Annotated in this window: 15 protein-coding genes; 8 read left to right on the top strand and 7 right to left on the bottom strand. The window is 73.7% G+C overall.

Annotated elements, in window-relative coordinates:
- The first annotated feature begins 487 nt into the window (after positions 1-487).
- A complete protein-coding gene (locus EDD40_RS08885; RefSeq protein WP_123742475.1) occupies positions 488-3,718 on the top strand; it encodes a S8 family serine peptidase in 3,231 nt (1,076 codons plus the stop codon).
- Between the two features lie 40 nt (positions 3,719-3,758).
- On the opposite strand, the gene EDD40_RS08890 is transcribed toward EDD40_RS08885, so the two are convergent.
- The 4 genes from EDD40_RS08890 to EDD40_RS08905 are packed head-to-tail and all read right to left on the bottom strand — an operon-like array spanning position 3,759 to position 7,144.
- On the bottom strand, positions 3,759-4,142 hold the full coding sequence (locus tag EDD40_RS08890) for a choice-of-anchor A family protein (RefSeq protein WP_246037561.1): 384 nt from the start codon (positions 4,140-4,142) through the stop codon (positions 3,759-3,761).
- 59 nt (positions 4,143-4,201) lie between these two features.
- Complete coding sequence (locus EDD40_RS08895; RefSeq protein ID WP_211348120.1) at positions 4,202-5,815, bottom strand: RecQ family ATP-dependent DNA helicase; 1,614 nt, start codon at positions 5,813-5,815, stop codon at positions 4,202-4,204.
- The gene (locus EDD40_RS08900; RefSeq protein ID WP_123742476.1) at positions 5,812-6,234 is read right to left on the bottom strand and encodes a DUF2243 domain-containing protein; all 423 of its coding nucleotides are present in this window, start codon (positions 6,232-6,234) and stop codon (positions 5,812-5,814) included. The genes EDD40_RS08895 and EDD40_RS08900 overlap by 4 nt, the downstream gene beginning before the upstream one ends.
- Positions 6,235-6,262: 28 nt before the next feature.
- Positions 6,263-7,144 (bottom strand): LysR family transcriptional regulator, encoded by an 882-nt coding sequence (locus tag EDD40_RS08905; protein ID WP_123747874.1) that lies wholly within the window; start codon positions 7,142-7,144, stop codon positions 6,263-6,265.
- Positions 7,145-7,214: 70 nt separating this feature from the next.
- Between EDD40_RS08905 and EDD40_RS08910 the strand changes: the two genes are divergently transcribed.
- From EDD40_RS08910 to EDD40_RS08930, 5 genes are all read left to right on the top strand, one after another.
- Entirely contained in the window at positions 7,215-8,099 is an 885-nt protein-coding gene (locus tag EDD40_RS08910) for a DMT family transporter (RefSeq protein ID WP_123742477.1), read from the top strand.
- Positions 8,096-8,935: an alpha/beta hydrolase gene (locus EDD40_RS08915; RefSeq protein ID WP_123742478.1), complete on the top strand. Its 840-nt coding sequence runs from the start codon at positions 8,096-8,098 to the stop codon at positions 8,933-8,935. The genes EDD40_RS08910 and EDD40_RS08915 overlap by 4 nt, the downstream gene beginning before the upstream one ends.
- A 97-nt stretch (positions 8,936-9,032) precedes the next feature.
- Complete coding sequence (locus EDD40_RS08920) at positions 9,033-10,697, top strand: glycoside hydrolase family 99 protein (protein ID WP_123742479.1); 1,665 nt, start codon at positions 9,033-9,035, stop codon at positions 10,695-10,697.
- A 58-nt stretch (positions 10,698-10,755) separates the two neighbouring features.
- Entirely contained in the window at positions 10,756-11,517 is a 762-nt protein-coding gene (locus EDD40_RS08925; protein ID WP_123742480.1) for an SDR family NAD(P)-dependent oxidoreductase, read from the top strand.
- 87 nt (positions 11,518-11,604) lie between these two features.
- The gene (locus EDD40_RS08930) at positions 11,605-12,420 is read left to right on the top strand and encodes a TIGR02569 family protein (protein WP_211348121.1); all 816 of its coding nucleotides are present in this window, start codon (positions 11,605-11,607) and stop codon (positions 12,418-12,420) included.
- Here EDD40_RS08930 and EDD40_RS08935 read toward each other — a convergent pair.
- On the bottom strand, positions 12,395-13,318 hold the full coding sequence (locus EDD40_RS08935) for an SDR family NAD(P)-dependent oxidoreductase (protein ID WP_123742482.1): 924 nt from the start codon (positions 13,316-13,318) through the stop codon (positions 12,395-12,397). The two genes, EDD40_RS08930 and EDD40_RS08935, sit on opposite strands and share 26 nt — an antisense overlap.
- Positions 13,319-13,437: 119 nt before the next feature.
- Between EDD40_RS08935 and EDD40_RS08940 the strand changes: the two genes are divergently transcribed.
- Positions 13,438-13,974, top strand: coding sequence for a TetR/AcrR family transcriptional regulator (locus EDD40_RS08940; RefSeq protein ID WP_123742483.1), 537 nt, complete (start codon positions 13,438-13,440; stop codon positions 13,972-13,974).
- On the opposite strand, the gene EDD40_RS08945 is transcribed toward EDD40_RS08940, so the two are convergent.
- Positions 13,962-15,449 carry a flavin-containing monooxygenase gene (locus EDD40_RS08945; protein WP_123742484.1) on the bottom strand — a complete coding sequence of 496 codons (1,488 nt, stop codon included), beginning with the start codon at positions 15,447-15,449 and terminating at the stop codon, positions 13,962-13,964. The two genes, EDD40_RS08940 and EDD40_RS08945, sit on opposite strands and share 13 nt — an antisense overlap.
- A 440-nt stretch (positions 15,450-15,889) precedes the next feature.
- Here EDD40_RS08945 and EDD40_RS08950 point away from each other — a divergent pair, with 440 nt between their 5' ends.
- On the top strand, positions 15,890-16,723 hold the full coding sequence (locus tag EDD40_RS08950; protein ID WP_425471337.1) for an SDR family NAD(P)-dependent oxidoreductase: 834 nt from the start codon (positions 15,890-15,892) through the stop codon (positions 16,721-16,723).
- Positions 16,724-16,858: 135 nt separating this feature from the next.
- On the opposite strand, the gene EDD40_RS41585 is transcribed toward EDD40_RS08950, so the two are convergent.
- The gene (locus EDD40_RS41585) at positions 16,859-17,023 is read right to left on the bottom strand and encodes a hypothetical protein (protein WP_170185009.1); all 165 of its coding nucleotides are present in this window, start codon (positions 17,021-17,023) and stop codon (positions 16,859-16,861) included.
- Positions 17,024-17,131: the final 108 nt, after the last annotated feature.

Here is a 17,131-nt window from a genome sequence, read left to right on the forward strand (position 1 = left end):
GTGCGCCACGAAGATCGCGCGCGAGTGCAACGCGCCCGTCGAGGGCGTCGGCTCCCTCACGCGGTTCGCCGGGCGGCGCCGCGGCGACACCTCCCTTCTCCCTCCGCACGCCAAAGGAGACGCGGGCGGCCACCGCGCCCGCCCGCGCCGCGGTCGTCGGCGAGGACGGGTCACGTTCGACCTGACCCGCGACCCGCTCCCGCGTCACTGCTGGACGTCACGCCGGCCGCCGTGCCCGTGGGCCCCGGACGCCGCCGCGTCCACCGCGCGGGTGGGGTCCGGCGGCCTTCCCGGGTGAACGCGCACAGTCCGCCGATGGTGCATTCGGGTGGCGGAACACCCTTCCAAAAGACGCTGACCGCACCGTGACGGGTGGCTAGCGTCGAGGCGTTGGGGGCATCGTCACCTTCCGGTCCACCGCCACCGCGGGTCTGCGACGCCCCCGGACCGCGCGATCCATCGCGCGCGCCGAATCCGGGAGGTACGTGTGTCCAGACCACGAAAGCGCGGTAGAGCACTGGGAGCCGCCGTCCTGGCGGTGGGGCTCGTCGCCGCACCGGTCACGGGGGTGGCCGGCGCGGAGCCGGCGGCCCCCGCGAGAGCCGCCGGCCCGGCCGCGGGGACCGGCGTCCAGCCGCGGACCGTCACGCTCGTCACCGGCGACCGGGTCGTGGTGACCGGCGAGGCCGTCGGGTCGCTCCGGCCCGGTCCCGGCCGCGACAGGATCACCTTCCACTCGACCCACCGCGACGGTCGGCTGACCGTCGTGCCCGAGGACGCGCTCAAGGGCGTCGCCACCGGCAAGCTCGACCCGCGGCTGTTCGACGTGACGGGCCTGATCGAGGCCGGCTACGACGACGCCCGCAGCGACGACGTGCCGCTCATCGTCACCGGCACGCCGACCACCGGCCTGCGCTCCGCCCGCGCGCTGCCCGGCGCCCTGGCCACCCGGGCGCCCAAGGCCGACGCCGGCGCGGTGTTCCGCGACCTGCTCGCCGACCCCGGCGTGACCAAGGTGTGGCTCGACGGGGTGCTCCGCCCGTCCCTCGACCGCTCCACCGCCCAGATCGGCGCGCCCACCGCGTGGCAGGCCGGCCTGACCGGCAAGGGCGTCCGGGTCGCCGTGCTCGACGGCGGCGTCGACGGCGCGCACCCCGACCTCAAGGGCAAGGAGGTCGCCGAGCGCAACTTCACCGACGACCCCGACACCACCGACGTCACCGGGCACGGCACGCACGTCGCCGCCACCATCGCGAGCGGCGACCGGACCTACCGGGGCGTCGCGCCCGACGCGCGGATCCTCGACGGCAAGGTCTGCGGCGCCAACGGCTGCCCCGAGTCGGCGATCCTGGCCGGTGTGCGGTGGGCCGTCGACGAGGGCGCGGACATCGTCAACCTCAGCCTCGGCGGCTACGACTCGCCCGGCATCGACCCCCTCGAAGCCGCGGTCAACGAGCTGACCGAGAAGACCGGCACCCTGTTCGTCGTCGCGGCGGGCAACGGCGGGCGGTCCAGGTCGATCGACTCGCCGGGCAGCGCCGACGCCGCGCTCACCGTGGGCGCGGTCCGGCACGACGACGACCTCGCCCACTTCTCCAGCCGCGGCCCGCGCAACGGCGACGACGCGGTGAAGCCCGACATCACCGCGCCCGGCCTGAACATCGTCGCCGCCAAGGCCGCCGAGGGCACCCTCGGCACGCCCGTCGGCAGGCGGCACACCTCCCTGTCCGGCACCTCGATGGCCACGCCGCACGTCGCGGGCGCGGCCGCCCTGCTCGCCCAGCGGCACCCCGACTGGACCGGCGCGCAGCTCAAGGCCGTCCTGATGGCCTCCGCCAAGCCGAACCCCGGGCTGTCCGTGTTCGACCAGGGCACCGGCCGGGTGGACCTGACGCGCGCGATCACCGCGAACGTCGGCGCCACACCGGTGAGCGTCACCTTCGAAGAGCAGCTGTGGCCGCACCACGACGACACGCCGGTCACCAAGACCGTCACCTACCGCAACAGCGGCGCCGAGCCGGTCACGTTCGACCTCACCGCCGAGCTGCGGGGCCCCCACGGCGCCGCCGCGCCAGCCGGCCTGCTCACCGTGACCCCGTCGAAGGTGACCGTGCCCGCGGGCGGCACGACCGCGGTGGCCGTCACCGCGGACACCAGGGTCGGCGCGGTCGACGGCGTCTTCGCCGGCGCGCTGGTCGGCGGACCGACGCGGGTCCCGGTCAGCCTCGCCCGCGAGGTCGAGAGCTACGACATCGCGATCGAGAACATCGACGCCGACGGCAACCCGGCGCTGGACAACTCGACCGCGCTCGTCGGCATGGACAACGACGTCTACGAGAACCTGTACGGCCCCGACGGCACCGCTACCGCGCGCGTCCCCAAGGGCCGGTACATGGCGCGCGCGGTCATCCGCGCGTGGCCCAAGACCGCGGTGCTCGCCCAGCCGGTCCTGACCGTGGACGCCGACCACACCCGCTACACCTTCGACGCCCGCGTGGCCCGGCCGGTGCAGGTCACCGCGCCCGACCCCGCCGCGGTGCCGATGATCGGCGACATCAACGTCTCCCGGCTCCTCAACGGCAGGCGCGTCGTGCTCAACACGGCGTTCATCGGCGGTTTCGGCGACATGACGCTCGGCCACGTCGGCCCGACCCTGACCGACGACGAGCTGACCGTCTCGATCGGCGCCCAGTTCCAGAGCCCGCCGGTCGACGGCACGCCGACGCACTACCGGTTCCGCTGGATGGCGCAGGGCGCGGTGCCCACCGGTTACACCCGCGCCCCGACCAGGGCCGAACTGGCCGAGGTGCGGACCACGTTCGCGCCCGGCCCGGCCGACCGGCAGTACCTGCACAGCGGCAACGCCAGCCCGCCGGACGGCTCGGGCGGCTGGTCCGTGGGCCTGCCGGTGCCCGCGGGCGGCGCGGTGGTCGACCTGGTCACGCCCGACCGGCTCACCTGGAGCTGGGGCTTCCAGCGGCTCTCGCCCCAGTACCGGACCGAGGCCGACTACTCCTCGTTCAACCGCACCTACCGGCTGGGCGAGCAGCACGCGGAGCGGTTCGGGCGCCCGGTGCTCGGCCCCGGCCTGTCCGGCTACTCGGCCACCTACCTCGGCGTGCACGAGGACCGGGTCACCGCCCAGATCCCGCTGATCAACGACCGCGACGGCAACCTCGGCCGGGGCAGCCACGAGTCGGCCCGCACCTCGGTGTACCGGGACGGGCGGCTGGTCGGCCAGATCCGCGACCAGTGGGGCGAGTTCACCGTGCCGGAGGGCGAGGGCCGCTACCGGGTGGAGCACGACGTCGTCCGCGACCCGGCGGCGCACGAGCTGACCACCAGGGTCAGCGGCGCGTGGACGTTCCGGATGGCGACGCTGCCCGACGGCCAGGGCCGGCGGCTGCCCCTGTCGGTGGTGCGGTTCAACCCGGAGCTCGACGCGGACGGCAGCGCGCCCGCCGGCCGGCTGCTGAGCGTGCCGCTCGTCGTGGAGCAGCAGGACGGCGCGGACAACGGCGAGGTGGGCCAGGTCCGGGTCGACGTGTCGTTCGACGACGGCAAGAGCTGGCGGCGGGCGCCGGTCGCGGGCGGGGCCGCCCTGGTGCGGCACCCCGACGCGGCCGGGTACGTCTCGCTGAGGGCGTCCGGCGCCGACAGCGACGGCAACACGTTCGAGCACACCGTGATCCGCGCTTACAAGATCACCCGCGGGTAGCGCCCGGCGCCCCGGGCCGGTCGTGCGCCGGTCCGGGGCGTCAGCCGCGCCGCCTGCGCGCGACCAGGGTCAGCGCCGTCGCGCCCGCGACCAGCAGCAGGCCGCCGACCAGCGCGGGCCGGACGACGTCCACGCCGGTGCCCGCCAGGGAGTCGTGGTCGTCACCGGGGCGTGCCGCGGCGGTCGGCGTGGTGGTGGTCGGGGTGGTGGTGAAGAAGCGGCCGGCCAGGCCGGGCACGGTCACCGTCGTCGTGCTCGCCGGGTTGCCCACCAGCACGCTGCCCTGGAACTGGGCCGTGCCGCCGATCCCTGCCGAGGTGGCGTCCGGGAAGTTCCACAGCAACCGCTCGCGCAGCCGGTTGAGCGGCCCCTCGTCGGTCAGCTCGCCGGTGTAGGTGACCGCGGTCGCGGTGGGCGCGAGCACGGTCCCGAAGGCGGCCGTGACGGCCGGCGCCGGCGAACCGGTTGTCCACTGTGGACTGATCAGTCCACGGGGTGTCGACCGAGCACGTCGGCGGCGTGCACCGCCTCCAGCGACAGCGTCTTGTACCCGACCTGCTCGAACAGCACGGTCAGCCGGTCGGTCTCGCTCTGCACCACCGTGCCGGCACCCCACTCTCGGTGGTGCACGCGCGACTGGGCCGGGTACTCGGGGTTCGCCGACACACCGGTGCCCGCCTCGCCCCGCGCGCACGTGTCGCAGTTGCCGCACGCCCGCTCCAGCACCTCGCCGAAGTACCCCAGCAGGTGCTGCCGCCTGCACGCCCGGGTCTCCGCGAACGCCCGCAGCACCTCGATCCGCGACCGGTCCAGGCGTTGCAGCCGGTCCGCCTCCTCCACCGCCAGGTCGGCCGCCCGCCCCGGCTCGCCCACCAGCCGGAACCGGGACTTGGCGGCCTTCACCGCGCCCACCCGCTCCAGCAGGTTCACCCCGGAGGTGACCCGGTGGCGGGACCGCCCGCTCTCCCGCGCCAGCTCGGTGATCCTCAGCCCGGGGTGGTCGCGCACGCACGCCGCCAGGTCGGCCAAGGCGTCCCGGTCGACGTGCCGCGACCGCAGGAACCGCTGCAACCCCAGGTCCTGCGACCGGTAGAACAGCACCGCCTCGGCCGGTTCGCCGTCGCGCCCCGCCCGGCCGATCTCCTGGTAGTAGGCGTCCAGCGAGCCGGGTGCGGACGCGTGCGCGACGAACCGCACGTCCGGTTTGTCGATGCCCATGCCGAACGCCGAGGTGGCCACCACCACGTCCACCCGGCCGCGCATGAACGCGTCCTGCACGCGTTCCCGCTCGGCGGCCTTCATCCCGGCGTGGAACGGCTCGGCCCCCACCCCCTTGGCGGCCAGCTCCTCCGCGTACCGGCGGGCGTCCTTGCGCGTGGCCACGTAGACCAGCCCGGGTTTCGGCGCCTCCCGCACCCAGTCGAGCACCGCTCGCCGCTTGCCGTCGTCCTCGACGAACGCGCGCACCTCCAGCGACAGGTTGGGCCGGTCGAACCCGACCGCCACGACGACCGGGTCGCGCAACCCCAGGTGGGCGATCACGTCCTCGCGCACGGTCGTGCCCGCCGTGGCGGTGAGCGCGAGCACGGGCGGCCGGCCGAGCCGCTCCACCGCCGACCCGAGCCGCAGGTAGTCGGGCCGGAAGTCGTGGCCCCACGCGGACACGCAGTGCGCTTCGTCCACGACGACCAACGCGGGCCGGCCGACCCGGTCCAGCACGTCGGGCTTGGCCAGCTGCTCGGGCGAGACGAACAGGTACCGCACCTCGCCGCGCCCCACGGCCGCCCACGTCGCGTCGTTGTCCGCATCGGACTGCGCGGAGTTCACCAGGGCGGCGGTCGGCGCGCCCGCGGCGCGCAACGCCGTCACCTGGTCGCGCTGCAACGCGATCAGCGGCGACACCACGACGACCAGGCCGTCCAGCAGCACACCGGGCACCTGGTAGATCGCCGACTTGCCCGCGCCGGTGGGCAGCACCACGAACACGTCCCGCCCGGCCAGCACCTGCTCCATGGCGTCGATCTGCTCGTCGCGCAGCTCCGCCCACCCGAACACGTCCTCGGCGGCCCGGCGCAGTCGCTTCCGCACGCCGCTCACCGGCCCACCCGCTCCCGCGCGACGAGCAGGCCCACCACGACCAGCACCGCGCCCAGCGCGAGGAACCCGAGGTCGTAGGCGAGCTCGTGCGGGCCGCCGCGCACGTGGTGCACGCCCAGGACCAGGTGGTCGACCACGCCTTCCACGAGGTTGAACACACCCCACCCGGCCAGCGCACCGCCCCACAGCACCCGGCGCGGCAGCGTGCCCGCGCGGTTGAGCATGGCCACGCCGACCACCACGAGCACCAGGCACAGCAGGTGGAACAGCCCGTCGGCCCGGGTGTTGAGGTGCGGGTCGTCGGGGTGCCAACCGGACAGCATGTGATGCCAGCCCAGCAGTTGGTGCACGACGATGCCGTCCACGAACCCGCCGATCCCCAGGCCGAGCACCAGCGCCGCTCGCGTGCCTCTCGTCATGGCCGTGGAGTTGCCCGCCCAAGAGAGATCAAACTCCGCGGGGGTCGACTCGGCGGTGATCACGCTCCCGCGCGGCGTCGACCAGCGCGGTGACGGCCGGGTGCCACTCCCGGCCCGGCGGCCCGCCCACCACCAGCCGGCGCACCACCCTCGGCCGCAGCGGCACCAGCGCCAACCCCGGCACGAGCATCGACGCCACCAGGCCCGGCACGATCGAGATGCCGACGCCGGCCCGCACCATCGCCAGCAGCGTGCCCAGCTCGCGCACCCGGTGCAGCGGGTCGAACGGCAGGCCCGCGTGCACCTGCCGCACGTGCCGCTCGCACCCGCCGCACGACAGCAGGAACGGGTCGTCGGCCAGGTCCGCCACGTCGACCTCGCCCACCCCGGCCAACGGGTGGTCGGTGCGCAGCAGGGCGTGGAACGCGTCCTCGCCCACCAGCACGCCCGCGCCGGGCGGCGGGTCGACCGCCACCGCCATCTCCACCGTGCCGTTGGCCAGCCACTCGGCGACCTCGTCGTCCTCGCCCTCGAACACCCGCACCCGCACGTGCGGGAACTCCGACTCCCAGTGGGACATCAGCTGCGGCAGCAGACCCTGGCACACGGTCGGCGGGGCGGCCAGCTTGATCGTGCCCCTGGCCGCGCCGCCGTGCCGCGCGGCGAGGTCCGTGATCGCCACCGACGCGGCCACCGCGGCGCGGGCGTGCGCCACGACCTGCGCGCCGAACGCCGTCGGTCGCGGCTTGCCGCGCCGCAGGAGCACCGGGTGGCCGAGGGTGCGTTCGAGCGCGGCCACCGCGTGCGACACCGCGGACTGCGTGAGGCCCAGCGCGTCGGCGGCCGTGCCGAAGCCGCCCTCGTCCACCACGGCGAGGAACGCGCGGAGCTGCGCGAGGTTCAGGGCCATGAACAACTCTCATGGGTAGGGGTGCGTCACTTGTTGGACTCATCCTCGCAGGTGCGGCGATCCTCGCCCGGTGCAGACGTCCGGGAAGTTCGTGCTGCTGTCCGCGATCTGGGGCGGCAGCTTCGCGTTGATCAAGGTGGCGGTGGACGCCGGCGTGGCCCCGGTGTGGGTGGCGTTGGCGCGCTGCCTGTTCGGCGCGCTCACCCTGTGGGGGATCTGCCTGGCGCGGGGTGCGGCCGTGCCGCTGGACCGGCGCACGTGGGGTCACGCGGCGGTGGTCGCGCTGCTGCTCAACGCGGTGCCGTTCACGCTGCTGGCGCACGGCGAGACGCAGGTCAGCTCGGTGCTGGCGGGTGTCTTCAACGCCACCACGCCGTTGACCACGCTGGTGTTCGTGCTGCTGGTCGTGCCGAGCGAGCGGATGACGCGGGCCCGGGTGGTCGGGCTGCTGGTCGGCTTCACGGGCGTGCTCGTGGTGCTGGGCGCGTGGCGCGGGCTGGCGGGCGACGTGCTCGGGGGCAGCCTCGCCTGCCTGGCCGCGACCGCGTGCTACGGCGCGGGGTTCGCCTACACCCGCCGGTTCTTCTCCGGCGGCGACCACAGCGCGAGCGCGTTGTCGGCCGTGCAGATCACCTGCGCGACGCTGCAACTGGCGGTGGTCGCGCCGGTCCTGGGCGGCACGCCGTCGTGGCCGGGGACGTCGGCGGCGGTGGCGCTGCTCGTGCTCGGCGCGGCGGGCACCGGGCTGGCCTACGTGCTGAACCTGGACGTCATCAGAGCGGCCGGACCGGCGGTCGCCTCGACCGTCACCTACGTCACGCCGCTGTGGTCGACGGCGATCGGCGCGGTGCTGCTCGGCGAGCACGTGGGGTGGAACACGCTGGTGGGCGGTGTGGTGGTGGTCGCCGGTGTGCTGCTGGCCCGGTCACGGCCGAATGTGAGGATCACTGCATGAACGCGATCTACGTCTTCGTGCCCGGCTCCAACAGCAACTCGTTCCACTTCTCGCCCCTGCTCCGCGAACTGACCCTGCTCGGCCGGCGCGCGCTCGCCGTCGACCTGCCCGGACACGGCTTCGACGCCACGTTCGCCACCTCCTACCAAGCGCCGCAGGACCCCGCCGCGCTGGCGACCGCGCCGGCCGGGCTCAAGGGCGCGACCCACGCCGACGACGTCGCGCACGTGATCGACGTCGTGCGGAGGGCCGGCGAGCACGGCCCGGTGGTCCTCGTCGGGCACAGCCGGGGCGGGATGACCCTGACCGGGGTGGCGAACGCGGTGCCGGAGCTGCTGCACCGGGTCGTGTACGTGACCGCGTGGTGCTGCGTCGACCTGGGCGTCGGCGGGTACATGCAGGAGCCCGAGTACGCGTCGAGCGCGCTCAACGACCTCGGCGCGGGACTGCTCGCGGGCAACCCGGCCGAGCTGGGCGTGCTCCGGATGAACTGGCGCACCGCCGACCCGGCGCTGCTGGCCAAGCTGAAGACCGCGATGTTCGCCGACGGCACGGACGCGGAGTTCCTGGCCGCGCTGAACACCTTGGAGCCGGACGAGAGCCTGGACGGTGGCGACGACCGCGTCGACCCGGACGCGTGGGCGCGACTGCCGCACACCTACGTCCGCGTGACCGGCGACCGTTCCATCCCGGTCGGGCTGCAGGACCGGTTCATCCGCGAGGCCGACGCGCTGCTCCCGGACAACCCGTTCGACGTGCGCAGCCTCGACACCAGCCACCTGGGCTTCCTGGTCCGACCGCGGGAGGCCGCCGCGCTGCTGGCCGGGCTGCCGTAGTCCCGGTCCGGCCCACAAATCCCGGTTTGTCAGATTATTGCGTGATGCTGCTCACTTCTTGCATGCTGATGCCGTCCCTCCAACGAAGGAGCGTGCGGTGCCCCTGTCACGCAGGACGTTCATCGGATCGGCCCTGGCCGCCTCCGCCCTCGCCTCCACCACGTCGACCCCGGCGGTCGCGGCCAGCCCACCGGGCGACGTGGTCGGCAAGATCACCGTCGGCTACCAGGGCTGGTTCGCGGCCCGCGGCGACAACTCCCCCGTCAACGGCTGGTGGCACTGGAGCGACAACTGGGGCCAGCCGCCGTCGCCGACCAACCACGCCCTCATGTCGTGGCCGGACATGACCGACTACACCGCCAAGTACCCGACGGCGTTCGGCTCCCTGGGCAACGGCCAACCGGCGACGGTCTTCTCCAACTACGACTACCAGACCGTGGACGTGCACTTCCGCTGGATGCGCGAGTACGGCTGCGACACCGCGGCCCTCCAGCGGTTCAACCCGACCGGCGGCGAGGGCCCGATCCGCGACGCCGTCACCGCCCACGTCCGGCGGGCCGCCGAGGCGCACGGCGTGAAGTTCTACGTCATGTACGACGTCACGAACTGGACGAACATGCAGTCGGAGATCAAGGCCGACTGGACGGAGAAGATGCGCGCGTACACCTCGTCACCGATGTACGCGCGGCAGAACGGCAAGCCGGTCGTGTGCGTCTGGGGCTTCGGCTTCAACGACCCGGGCCGCCCGTTCACCCCGCAGCAGTGCCAGGACGTGATCGACTGGTTCAAGGGCCAGGGCGTGTACCTGATCGGCGGCGTGCCGACGCACTGGCGGCGCGAGATCGAGGACTCGCGGCCCGGTTTCGCCCAGGTCTACCGCAGCTTCCACATGATCTCGCCGTGGATGGTCGGCCGGATCGGCAGCGTCGCCGACGCGGACAACTTCCACGCGAACGTCAACTCGCCGGACGTGGCCGAGTGCGCCCGGCTCGGCATCGACTACCAGCCGTGCGTGCTGCCCGGCGACCTGTCCCGGCGGCACCGGGCGCACGGCGACTTCATGTGGCGGCAGTTCTACAACATGTGCCGCCTCGGCGTGCAGGGCATCTACATCTCGATGTTCGACGAGTACAACGAGGCCAACCAGATCGCCAAGACGCCGGAGACGCAGGCCGGGATCCCCGTCGGCTCCGGTTTCCTGGCGCTGGACGAGGACGGCACGCGCTGCTCCTCGGACTACTACCTGCGCCTGACCGGCGACGGTGGCCGGATGCTCAAGGGCCAGATCGCGTTGACGGCGATCCGCCCGACGAAGCCGGTGCTGTCCGACACGCCACCGGTCGAGCGCGACCTGGCGGCGGGTCGGCCGACCACCCAGAGCAGCCAGACCCAGCACTACGACAGCCGGCTCGCGGTGGACGCCGACCCGAACACCTACTGGGAGAGCGCGAACGGCGCGTTCCCGCAGTGGATCGGGGTCGACCTGGGCGCGGTGGCCGCGCCGCGCCGGATGGTGCTGAGCCTGCCGCCGAACCCGGCGTGGGGCCGCCGCACGCAGACCATCGCGGTGGAGGCGGGCGTGGACGGCTCCACGTTCAGCTCGGTGCTCGGTGCGACCGGGTACGTGTTCGACCCGGCCGCGGGCAACTCGGTGACGGTCACCCTGCCCAGCGGGTTCAGCGCCCGCCACCTGCGGCTGCGGTTCAGCGGGAACACGGGCTGGCCGGCCGCGCAGCTGGCCCGGTGGCAGGTCGTCGGCTGACCACCGCGGCGCTCGGCCGAACCCGGACTGGGAGCGCTCCCACGGTAGGCTCCGGCGCATGGTGAGCGTGTGGGTGACGGGGTCGGCGGACGGTATCGGCCGGGAGACGGCGGCGACGCTGGTGGCGCAGGGGCACCGGGTGGTGCTGCACGCGCGCGACGAGGCGCGGGCCGGGCAGGCGCTGGCCGCCGTGCCCGGCGCGGCCGGCGTGCTGGTCGGCGACCTCGCCTCGCTGGCCCGGACCAGGGAGCTGGCGGCGGCCGCCGAGCCCTTCGACGTGGTGGTCCACAACGCGGGGCTCGGCGGCCGGCTGCCCGAGCGGACCGTCACCGAGGACGGCCTGGAGCTGCTGTTCCAGGTCAACGTGCTGGCGCCCTACCTGCTCACGGCCCTGATGCCCCGGCCGCGGCGGCTGGTCTACCTGACGTCCGGGCTGGAGGCGCAGGGCGTGGCGGACCTCGACGACCTCCAGCACGAGCGCGGCCCGTGGGACGGCATGCAGGCCTACTCGGACTCCAAGCTGCTGGACGTGGCGCTGGCGTTCGCGGTGGCCCGCCGGTGGCCGGACGTGCTCAGCAACGCGGTCGACCCGGGCTGGATCAGGACCAAGCTGGGCGGCCCGAACGCCACCGACGACCTGCCGACGGGCGCGGACACCCAGGTGTGGCTCGCGACGAGCGACGAGCCCGCCGCCACCGTCACCGGCCGCTACTTCAAGTGGCGCGAGGACCTGCGCGCCAACCCCGCCGCGTACGACGTGGACGTCCAGGACCGGCTGCTCGACGCGTGCGCGGAGATCACCGGCGTCAAGCTGACGTGACCACCCGGCAGGGCGGCTGCCCGCCCCGCCGTCTGCCCTGCCGAAAAGGGCGCGCCACCACCGGGCCCGGCTGCCTACGATCCCGGCGTGCCACGACCTCCGCGCACGGTGCTGTCCGCGTTCGGCGTCACGGCGGAGCCCGTCGCGCTGCCCGGTGGCCGGGGCGGGACGTGGCGCGCCGGCGGGGTGGTCCTCAAGCCGGTGGACTTCGAGCCCGAGACGCGGTGGCGGTCCGACGTGCTCGCCGCGCTGCCGCCGTCGGCCGGGTTCCGGGTCGCGCCTCCCGTGCGGTCCGCGTCCGGCGACTGGGTGGTCGACGGGTGGGAGGCATGCCGGTTCGTGCCGGGCGAGCCGGACACCGGCCGCGCGGACGACGTGCTGCGGGCCGGGATCGCGTTCCACGCCGCCGTGCGCGACGTGCCCCGACCCGCGTACCTCGACCTCCGCGACGACCCGTGGTCGGTCGGCGACCGGGTCGCGTGGGAGGAGTCGCCGGTGGACGTCGGCCCGGCGGCGCTCGGACTCCTGGAACCGCTCGTCGCGGCACGGCGCCCGGTGGACCTGCCGGCCCAGGTGGTGCACGGAGACCTGGCGGGCAACGTGCTGTTCGCCCCCGACCTGCCGCCCGCGGTGATCGACTGGCCGCCGTACTGGCGGCCCGCGTCGTGGGCGGCGGCGGTCGTGGTGGCGGACTGCCTGTGCTGGTACGGCGCACCACCGGCGCTGCTCGACCGGTGGTCGCACCTGCCGGCGTGGCACCAGGTGGTGCTGCGGGCGCTGATCTACCGGATCGTCACCCGAGACCTGGCCGGCGGGGACCGGCCGGCGGACCAGGTCCGCGCCTACCGGCCCGCGGTCGACCTGGTGCTCGCCCGGCTCAGCGGGCCAGGGTCTCCTCGGTGACCTCCCACAGGCGGGTGGCCGCCTCCGGGTCCAGCGCGTAGGCCGCGACACCGCGGATCAGGGTCTCGCCCCGGCTCGGCAGCGCCTCGCCGCAGTCCTCGAAGTACCGGCCGCCCACGCCCTCCAGCAGCGGTGACGTCGCCAGCAGCACCGACGTGGCCGCGCCCTGCTGCGGAGTCTTCAGCCGGTACCCGTCCGCGGCGGCCCGCTCCCTCATCGCCCGCAACTGCCCGTCGTCGACGTGGCGCTGCAGGTTGGTGTCGATCCCACCGGGCATCAGGGCGTTCACCGTGATGCCGTCGGCGGCCCAGCGCTTGGTCGCCTCCACGGCGAAGAGCACGTTCGCGGTCTTCGACTGCCCGTACGCCGTCCACGGGTCGTAGGGGCGGTCGGTGTAGTGGATGTCCTCGAAGACGACCGGCGACATGAGGTGCGCGCTGGAGCTGACGGACACCACCCGCACGCCCTCCAGGGCCAGGAACCGGTGCAGGCCCTTGGTCAGCGCGAAGTGGCCGAGGTGGTTGGTGGCGAACTGGAGTTCCCAGCCCTCCGGCGTGCGGGTCTCCGGCGCGGCCATCACGCCCGCGTTGTTCACCAGGATGTGCAGCGGGCCGTCCCAGCCGGCCACGAACGCCGCCACGGACGCCTGGTCCGCCAGGTCGAGCCGGGCGACCCGGACGTCGCCGCCGATCTCGTCGGCCACCCGTCGCCCGGCCCCGGTGTCGCGGACCGCCAGCGTGACCTCGGCGCCCGCCGACGCCAACGCCCGGGCGGTCTCGACGCCGATGCCGGACGCGCCGCCGGTGACCACCGCGCGCTTGCCGGTCAGGTCGATGCCCGCCACGACCTGCGCCGCGGTGGACTCCGCGCCGAACGGCGTGGTGATGTGCTCGGTCATGTCCGTTCCCCTGTCGTGCTGTCGTACACTGAAGCGGAGGTCCCTCCGTTACGTTCCACGTTAACCGGAGGTTCCTCCGTTTAGCATCGAGAGCCGCGTCACACCCGTATGGAGGCACCGTGTCCCGCCCGCTGCGCGCGGACGCCCAGCGCAACCGCGACCGGTTGATCGAGACGGCGCTGGCCGCGTTCACCGACGAGGGCGCGGACGCCACGCTGGACTCGATCGCCAAGCGCGCGGGCGTCGGCATCGGCACGCTCTACCGCCACTTCCCCACCCGCGAGGCGCTGGTGGAAGCGGTCTACCGCACCGAGCTGGCCAAGCTCTGCGACGCCGTGCCCGACCTGCTGCGCACGCTGCCGCCGCACGAGGCGACCAGGGCGTGGATGGACCGGTTCGTCGAGTACATGGCCACCAAGCAGGGCATGGGCGACGCGTTGCGCGCGGTGATCGCGTCCGGCGGCGACCCGTACGCGCAGAGCAGGGACCGGCTGACCGAGGCGATGGGCACGCTGCTCGATGCCGTCGACCGCCCCGACGTCGCGCCGCTGGACGTGATCGCCACCATCGCCGGCATCGCCCACACGGTGCCCGACGTCGGCCCGGCGGACGGCATGCTGGACCTCGTGATGGACGGCCTGCGCTACCGGCCGTGAGACGCGGGCAGCACCCTCGGCGTGCCGACGAGCTGGCGGCCCAGGTCGCCGCGCAACGTGGACACCGCGTCGAGCACGTAGTTCTGCCGGACCCGCCACGGACCCCGGTCACCCTGGCGCGGGAACGCGTCGACGGCGCGCTGGATGTAGCCGGAGGCCAGGTCCAGCAGCGGCCGGCGGGCCAGCGGGCGGTCCGGCGTGGGTACGACGGACGCGTAACCGTGCCGGTCCATGTGGGCGACCACCCGGCAGACCAGGCGTGAGGTCAGGTCGGCGCGCAACGTCCACGAGGCGTTCGTGTAGCCGACGCAGACCGCGAAGTTCGGCAGGCCGGTGATCATCGCGCCGCGCCAGATGAACTGCTCGGACAGCTCCACCCGGCGCCCGTCCACGCTCGGCGTGATGCCGCCGAACGCGAGCAGCCGCAGGCCGGTGGCCGTGACGACGACGTCGGCGGGCAGCTCCCGGCCGGACCTGAGCCGCACCCCGTCGGGCGTGAACGTGTCCACGTGGTCGGTGACGACCGACACCCGGCCGCGCTTGACGGCCCGGAACAGGTCCGCGTCCGGGACCGCGCAGAGCCGCTGGTCCCACGGGTCGTAGGTGGGGGTGAAGTGCTCGCGGATCGCGGCCTCGTCGTCGAGCACCTTGGTGGACAGCTTGGTCAGCACCTTGCGCGCGGCCTTCGGCCAGCGGCGGCAGAACTGGTAGAAGGCCAGGCTGAACAGGATGTTCTTGGTGCGGATCACCCGGTGCGCGGCGTTGGCGGGCAGCAGCTCGCGGACCTTGTCGGCGAACTTGTCGCGACCCGGCACCACACCCATCCACGTCGGCGAGCGTTGGAGCATCGTGACGTGCGCGGCGGTCTCCGCCATGGACGGCACCACCGTCACCGCCGTCGCCCCGCTGCCGATCACGACCACCCGCTTGCCCGCGTAGTCGAGGTCGTCGGGCCAGAACTGCGGTCGCACCACCTCGCCGCGGAACGACCCGATGCCGGGGAACACCGGGTCGTGGCCCTGGTCGTAGTCGTAGTAGCCGGCGCAGGAGTAGAGGAAGTCGCAGGTGACCACCCTGGTCTCGACGTCACCCCGCTCGTCGCGGCGGTGGAGCGTCAGCGTCCAGCGGGCGGTCTCGGTGGAGAAGTCGGCGGCCACCACCTTGGTCCGGTAGCGCACGAGCCGGTCGATGCCGAACTGCGCGGCGGTGTCCCGGATGTAGGCGAGGATCGACGGGCCGTCCGCGATCGACTTCGCCTCCCGCCAGGGCCTGAAGGGGTAGCCGAGGGTGAACATGTCCGAGTCGGACCGGATGCCCGGGTACCGGAAGAGGTCCCACGTCCCGCCCATCGCGTCGCGGGCTTCGAGGATCGCGACGGACTTGCCGGGGCACTCGGTGCGGAGCCGGTAGGCCGCGCCGACACCGGACAGTCCGGCGCCCACGATCACGACGTCGAGGTGCTCGGGTGTGGTCATGTCCCCCAGTGTGTCGGATGGCCGGCCCACCTCTCCTACCTGGGGTAACCTGAGGCGGGCCGAAGGTCGATCGTTCACGGACGGGTGAATCTGAACCGACCGATCAACCAAAACGCCGTTTTCTTCACCGTCAAACGTCGGTTGAAGAAATGAGGCCCCCGACCAACCACCCCCCCCACGCCACCCACCACCGCTCACCCTCCCCGGCCTCGCCCCCCAGGCCCTCGGCCTCGCCGCCCAGCGGACACCGCAGGCACAGCGGGCACGCGTCCGAGCCAGACTGGCATCGGGCCAGACTGGTACTGGTGTCGAGCCGGACCGGCGAGGATTGATGGCGGGGTCCGGGATGAGCGTCGGTGAGCGTCGTCGGTGAGCGTGGTCGAGGAGGCAGCATGTCCCAGCAGCTCTCGCGTTTCCGGTTCGCAGGTGGCACGGCGGTGGTGACGGGAGCGGCCAGCGGCATCGGGGAGCAGTTGGCGTACGGGCTGGCGCGGCGCGGTTGCGGGCTGGTGCTGATCGACCGCGACGCCGAGCGGCTCGCGGCGGTGGCGGGGAGGGTGCGGGGCGCGCGGGTGCGCACGTACGTCGCGGACCTGGCCGAGGTCGCCGGGCTGGAAGGGCTCGTGGCGCGGGTGGTGGCCGAGAACCCCGGGATCACCCTGTTGGCGAACAACGCGGGCGTGGCGCTGGGCGGGACGTTCGACCAGGTGAGCGCCGAGGAGTTCGACTGGGTGATGGACGTCAACTTCCGGGCGCCGGTGGCGTTGACCCGGTTGTTCCTGCCGACCCTGCTGGCCGCGCCGGGCAGCCACATCGTGAACGTGTCGAGCCTGTTCGGGCTCATCGGGCCGCCCGGCCAGACGGCCTACTCGGCCAGCAAGTTCGCGCTGCGCGGGTTCAGCGAGTCGTTGCGCCACGAGCTGGTCGACCGGGGCGTGGGCGTGACCTGCGTCCACCCGGGAGGCATCCGCACCAGGATCGCGGAGACCGCGCGGGTGGCGTCGGGGGTCGGCGAGGTCGAGGCGGCGCAGGGCAAGGCGAGCTTCGCCAAGCTGTTGACGTACCCCGCGGACAAGGCCGCCGAGCGGATCCTGGGCGGGGTGGCGAAGCGGGAGGGCCGGGTGCTGATCGCGTGGACGGCCGTCGTGCCGGACCTGCTCGCCCGCCTCTTCCCCACCTCCTACCTCACCGTGATGAACCGGCTCGGGCCGTCCACCCGCACAGCCGTCCGCGATGCCGCCCGCAGAGCCGCGTCGCGCAACACGGCGGCTTAGCGCAGCACGACCTCCACCGGCGACCGAGCCACCTGGTCGAACGACGTGATCACCGGCGTCACGCGGTAGGCGTCGGTGGCGAAGGCGGCCCGCACGTCCACCTCGGGCACTTGCACCGGTCCCTCGACACGTCCATCAGGTCGACCGGCCAGGAACCGCGGGTCGGCCAGCCGCCACCGCCGCCCGGCAGCAGCCCACGATCCGCTCGGTCGGCGCGCGCTCCTCTCCCAGCGGCGCGGGGTTCAGCGCGTGCAGCCGGGCCGGCATGTCCGCCGCGTACCGCAGGTCGACCTCCGCCAAGTGAACTCCCCCTCGGTGCGGTCGTGCCGCCCCGTCCAACGCCTGCCCCGAGGGCACGGTCAAGCGCGGCCCGCAGCACTCCGCCGAGAGGATCTTCCGAGATGTGCG

The organism is Saccharothrix texasensis (genome assembly GCF_003752005.1).
GTDB classification, from domain to species: domain Bacteria; phylum Actinomycetota; class Actinomycetes; order Mycobacteriales; family Pseudonocardiaceae; genus Actinosynnema; species Actinosynnema texasense.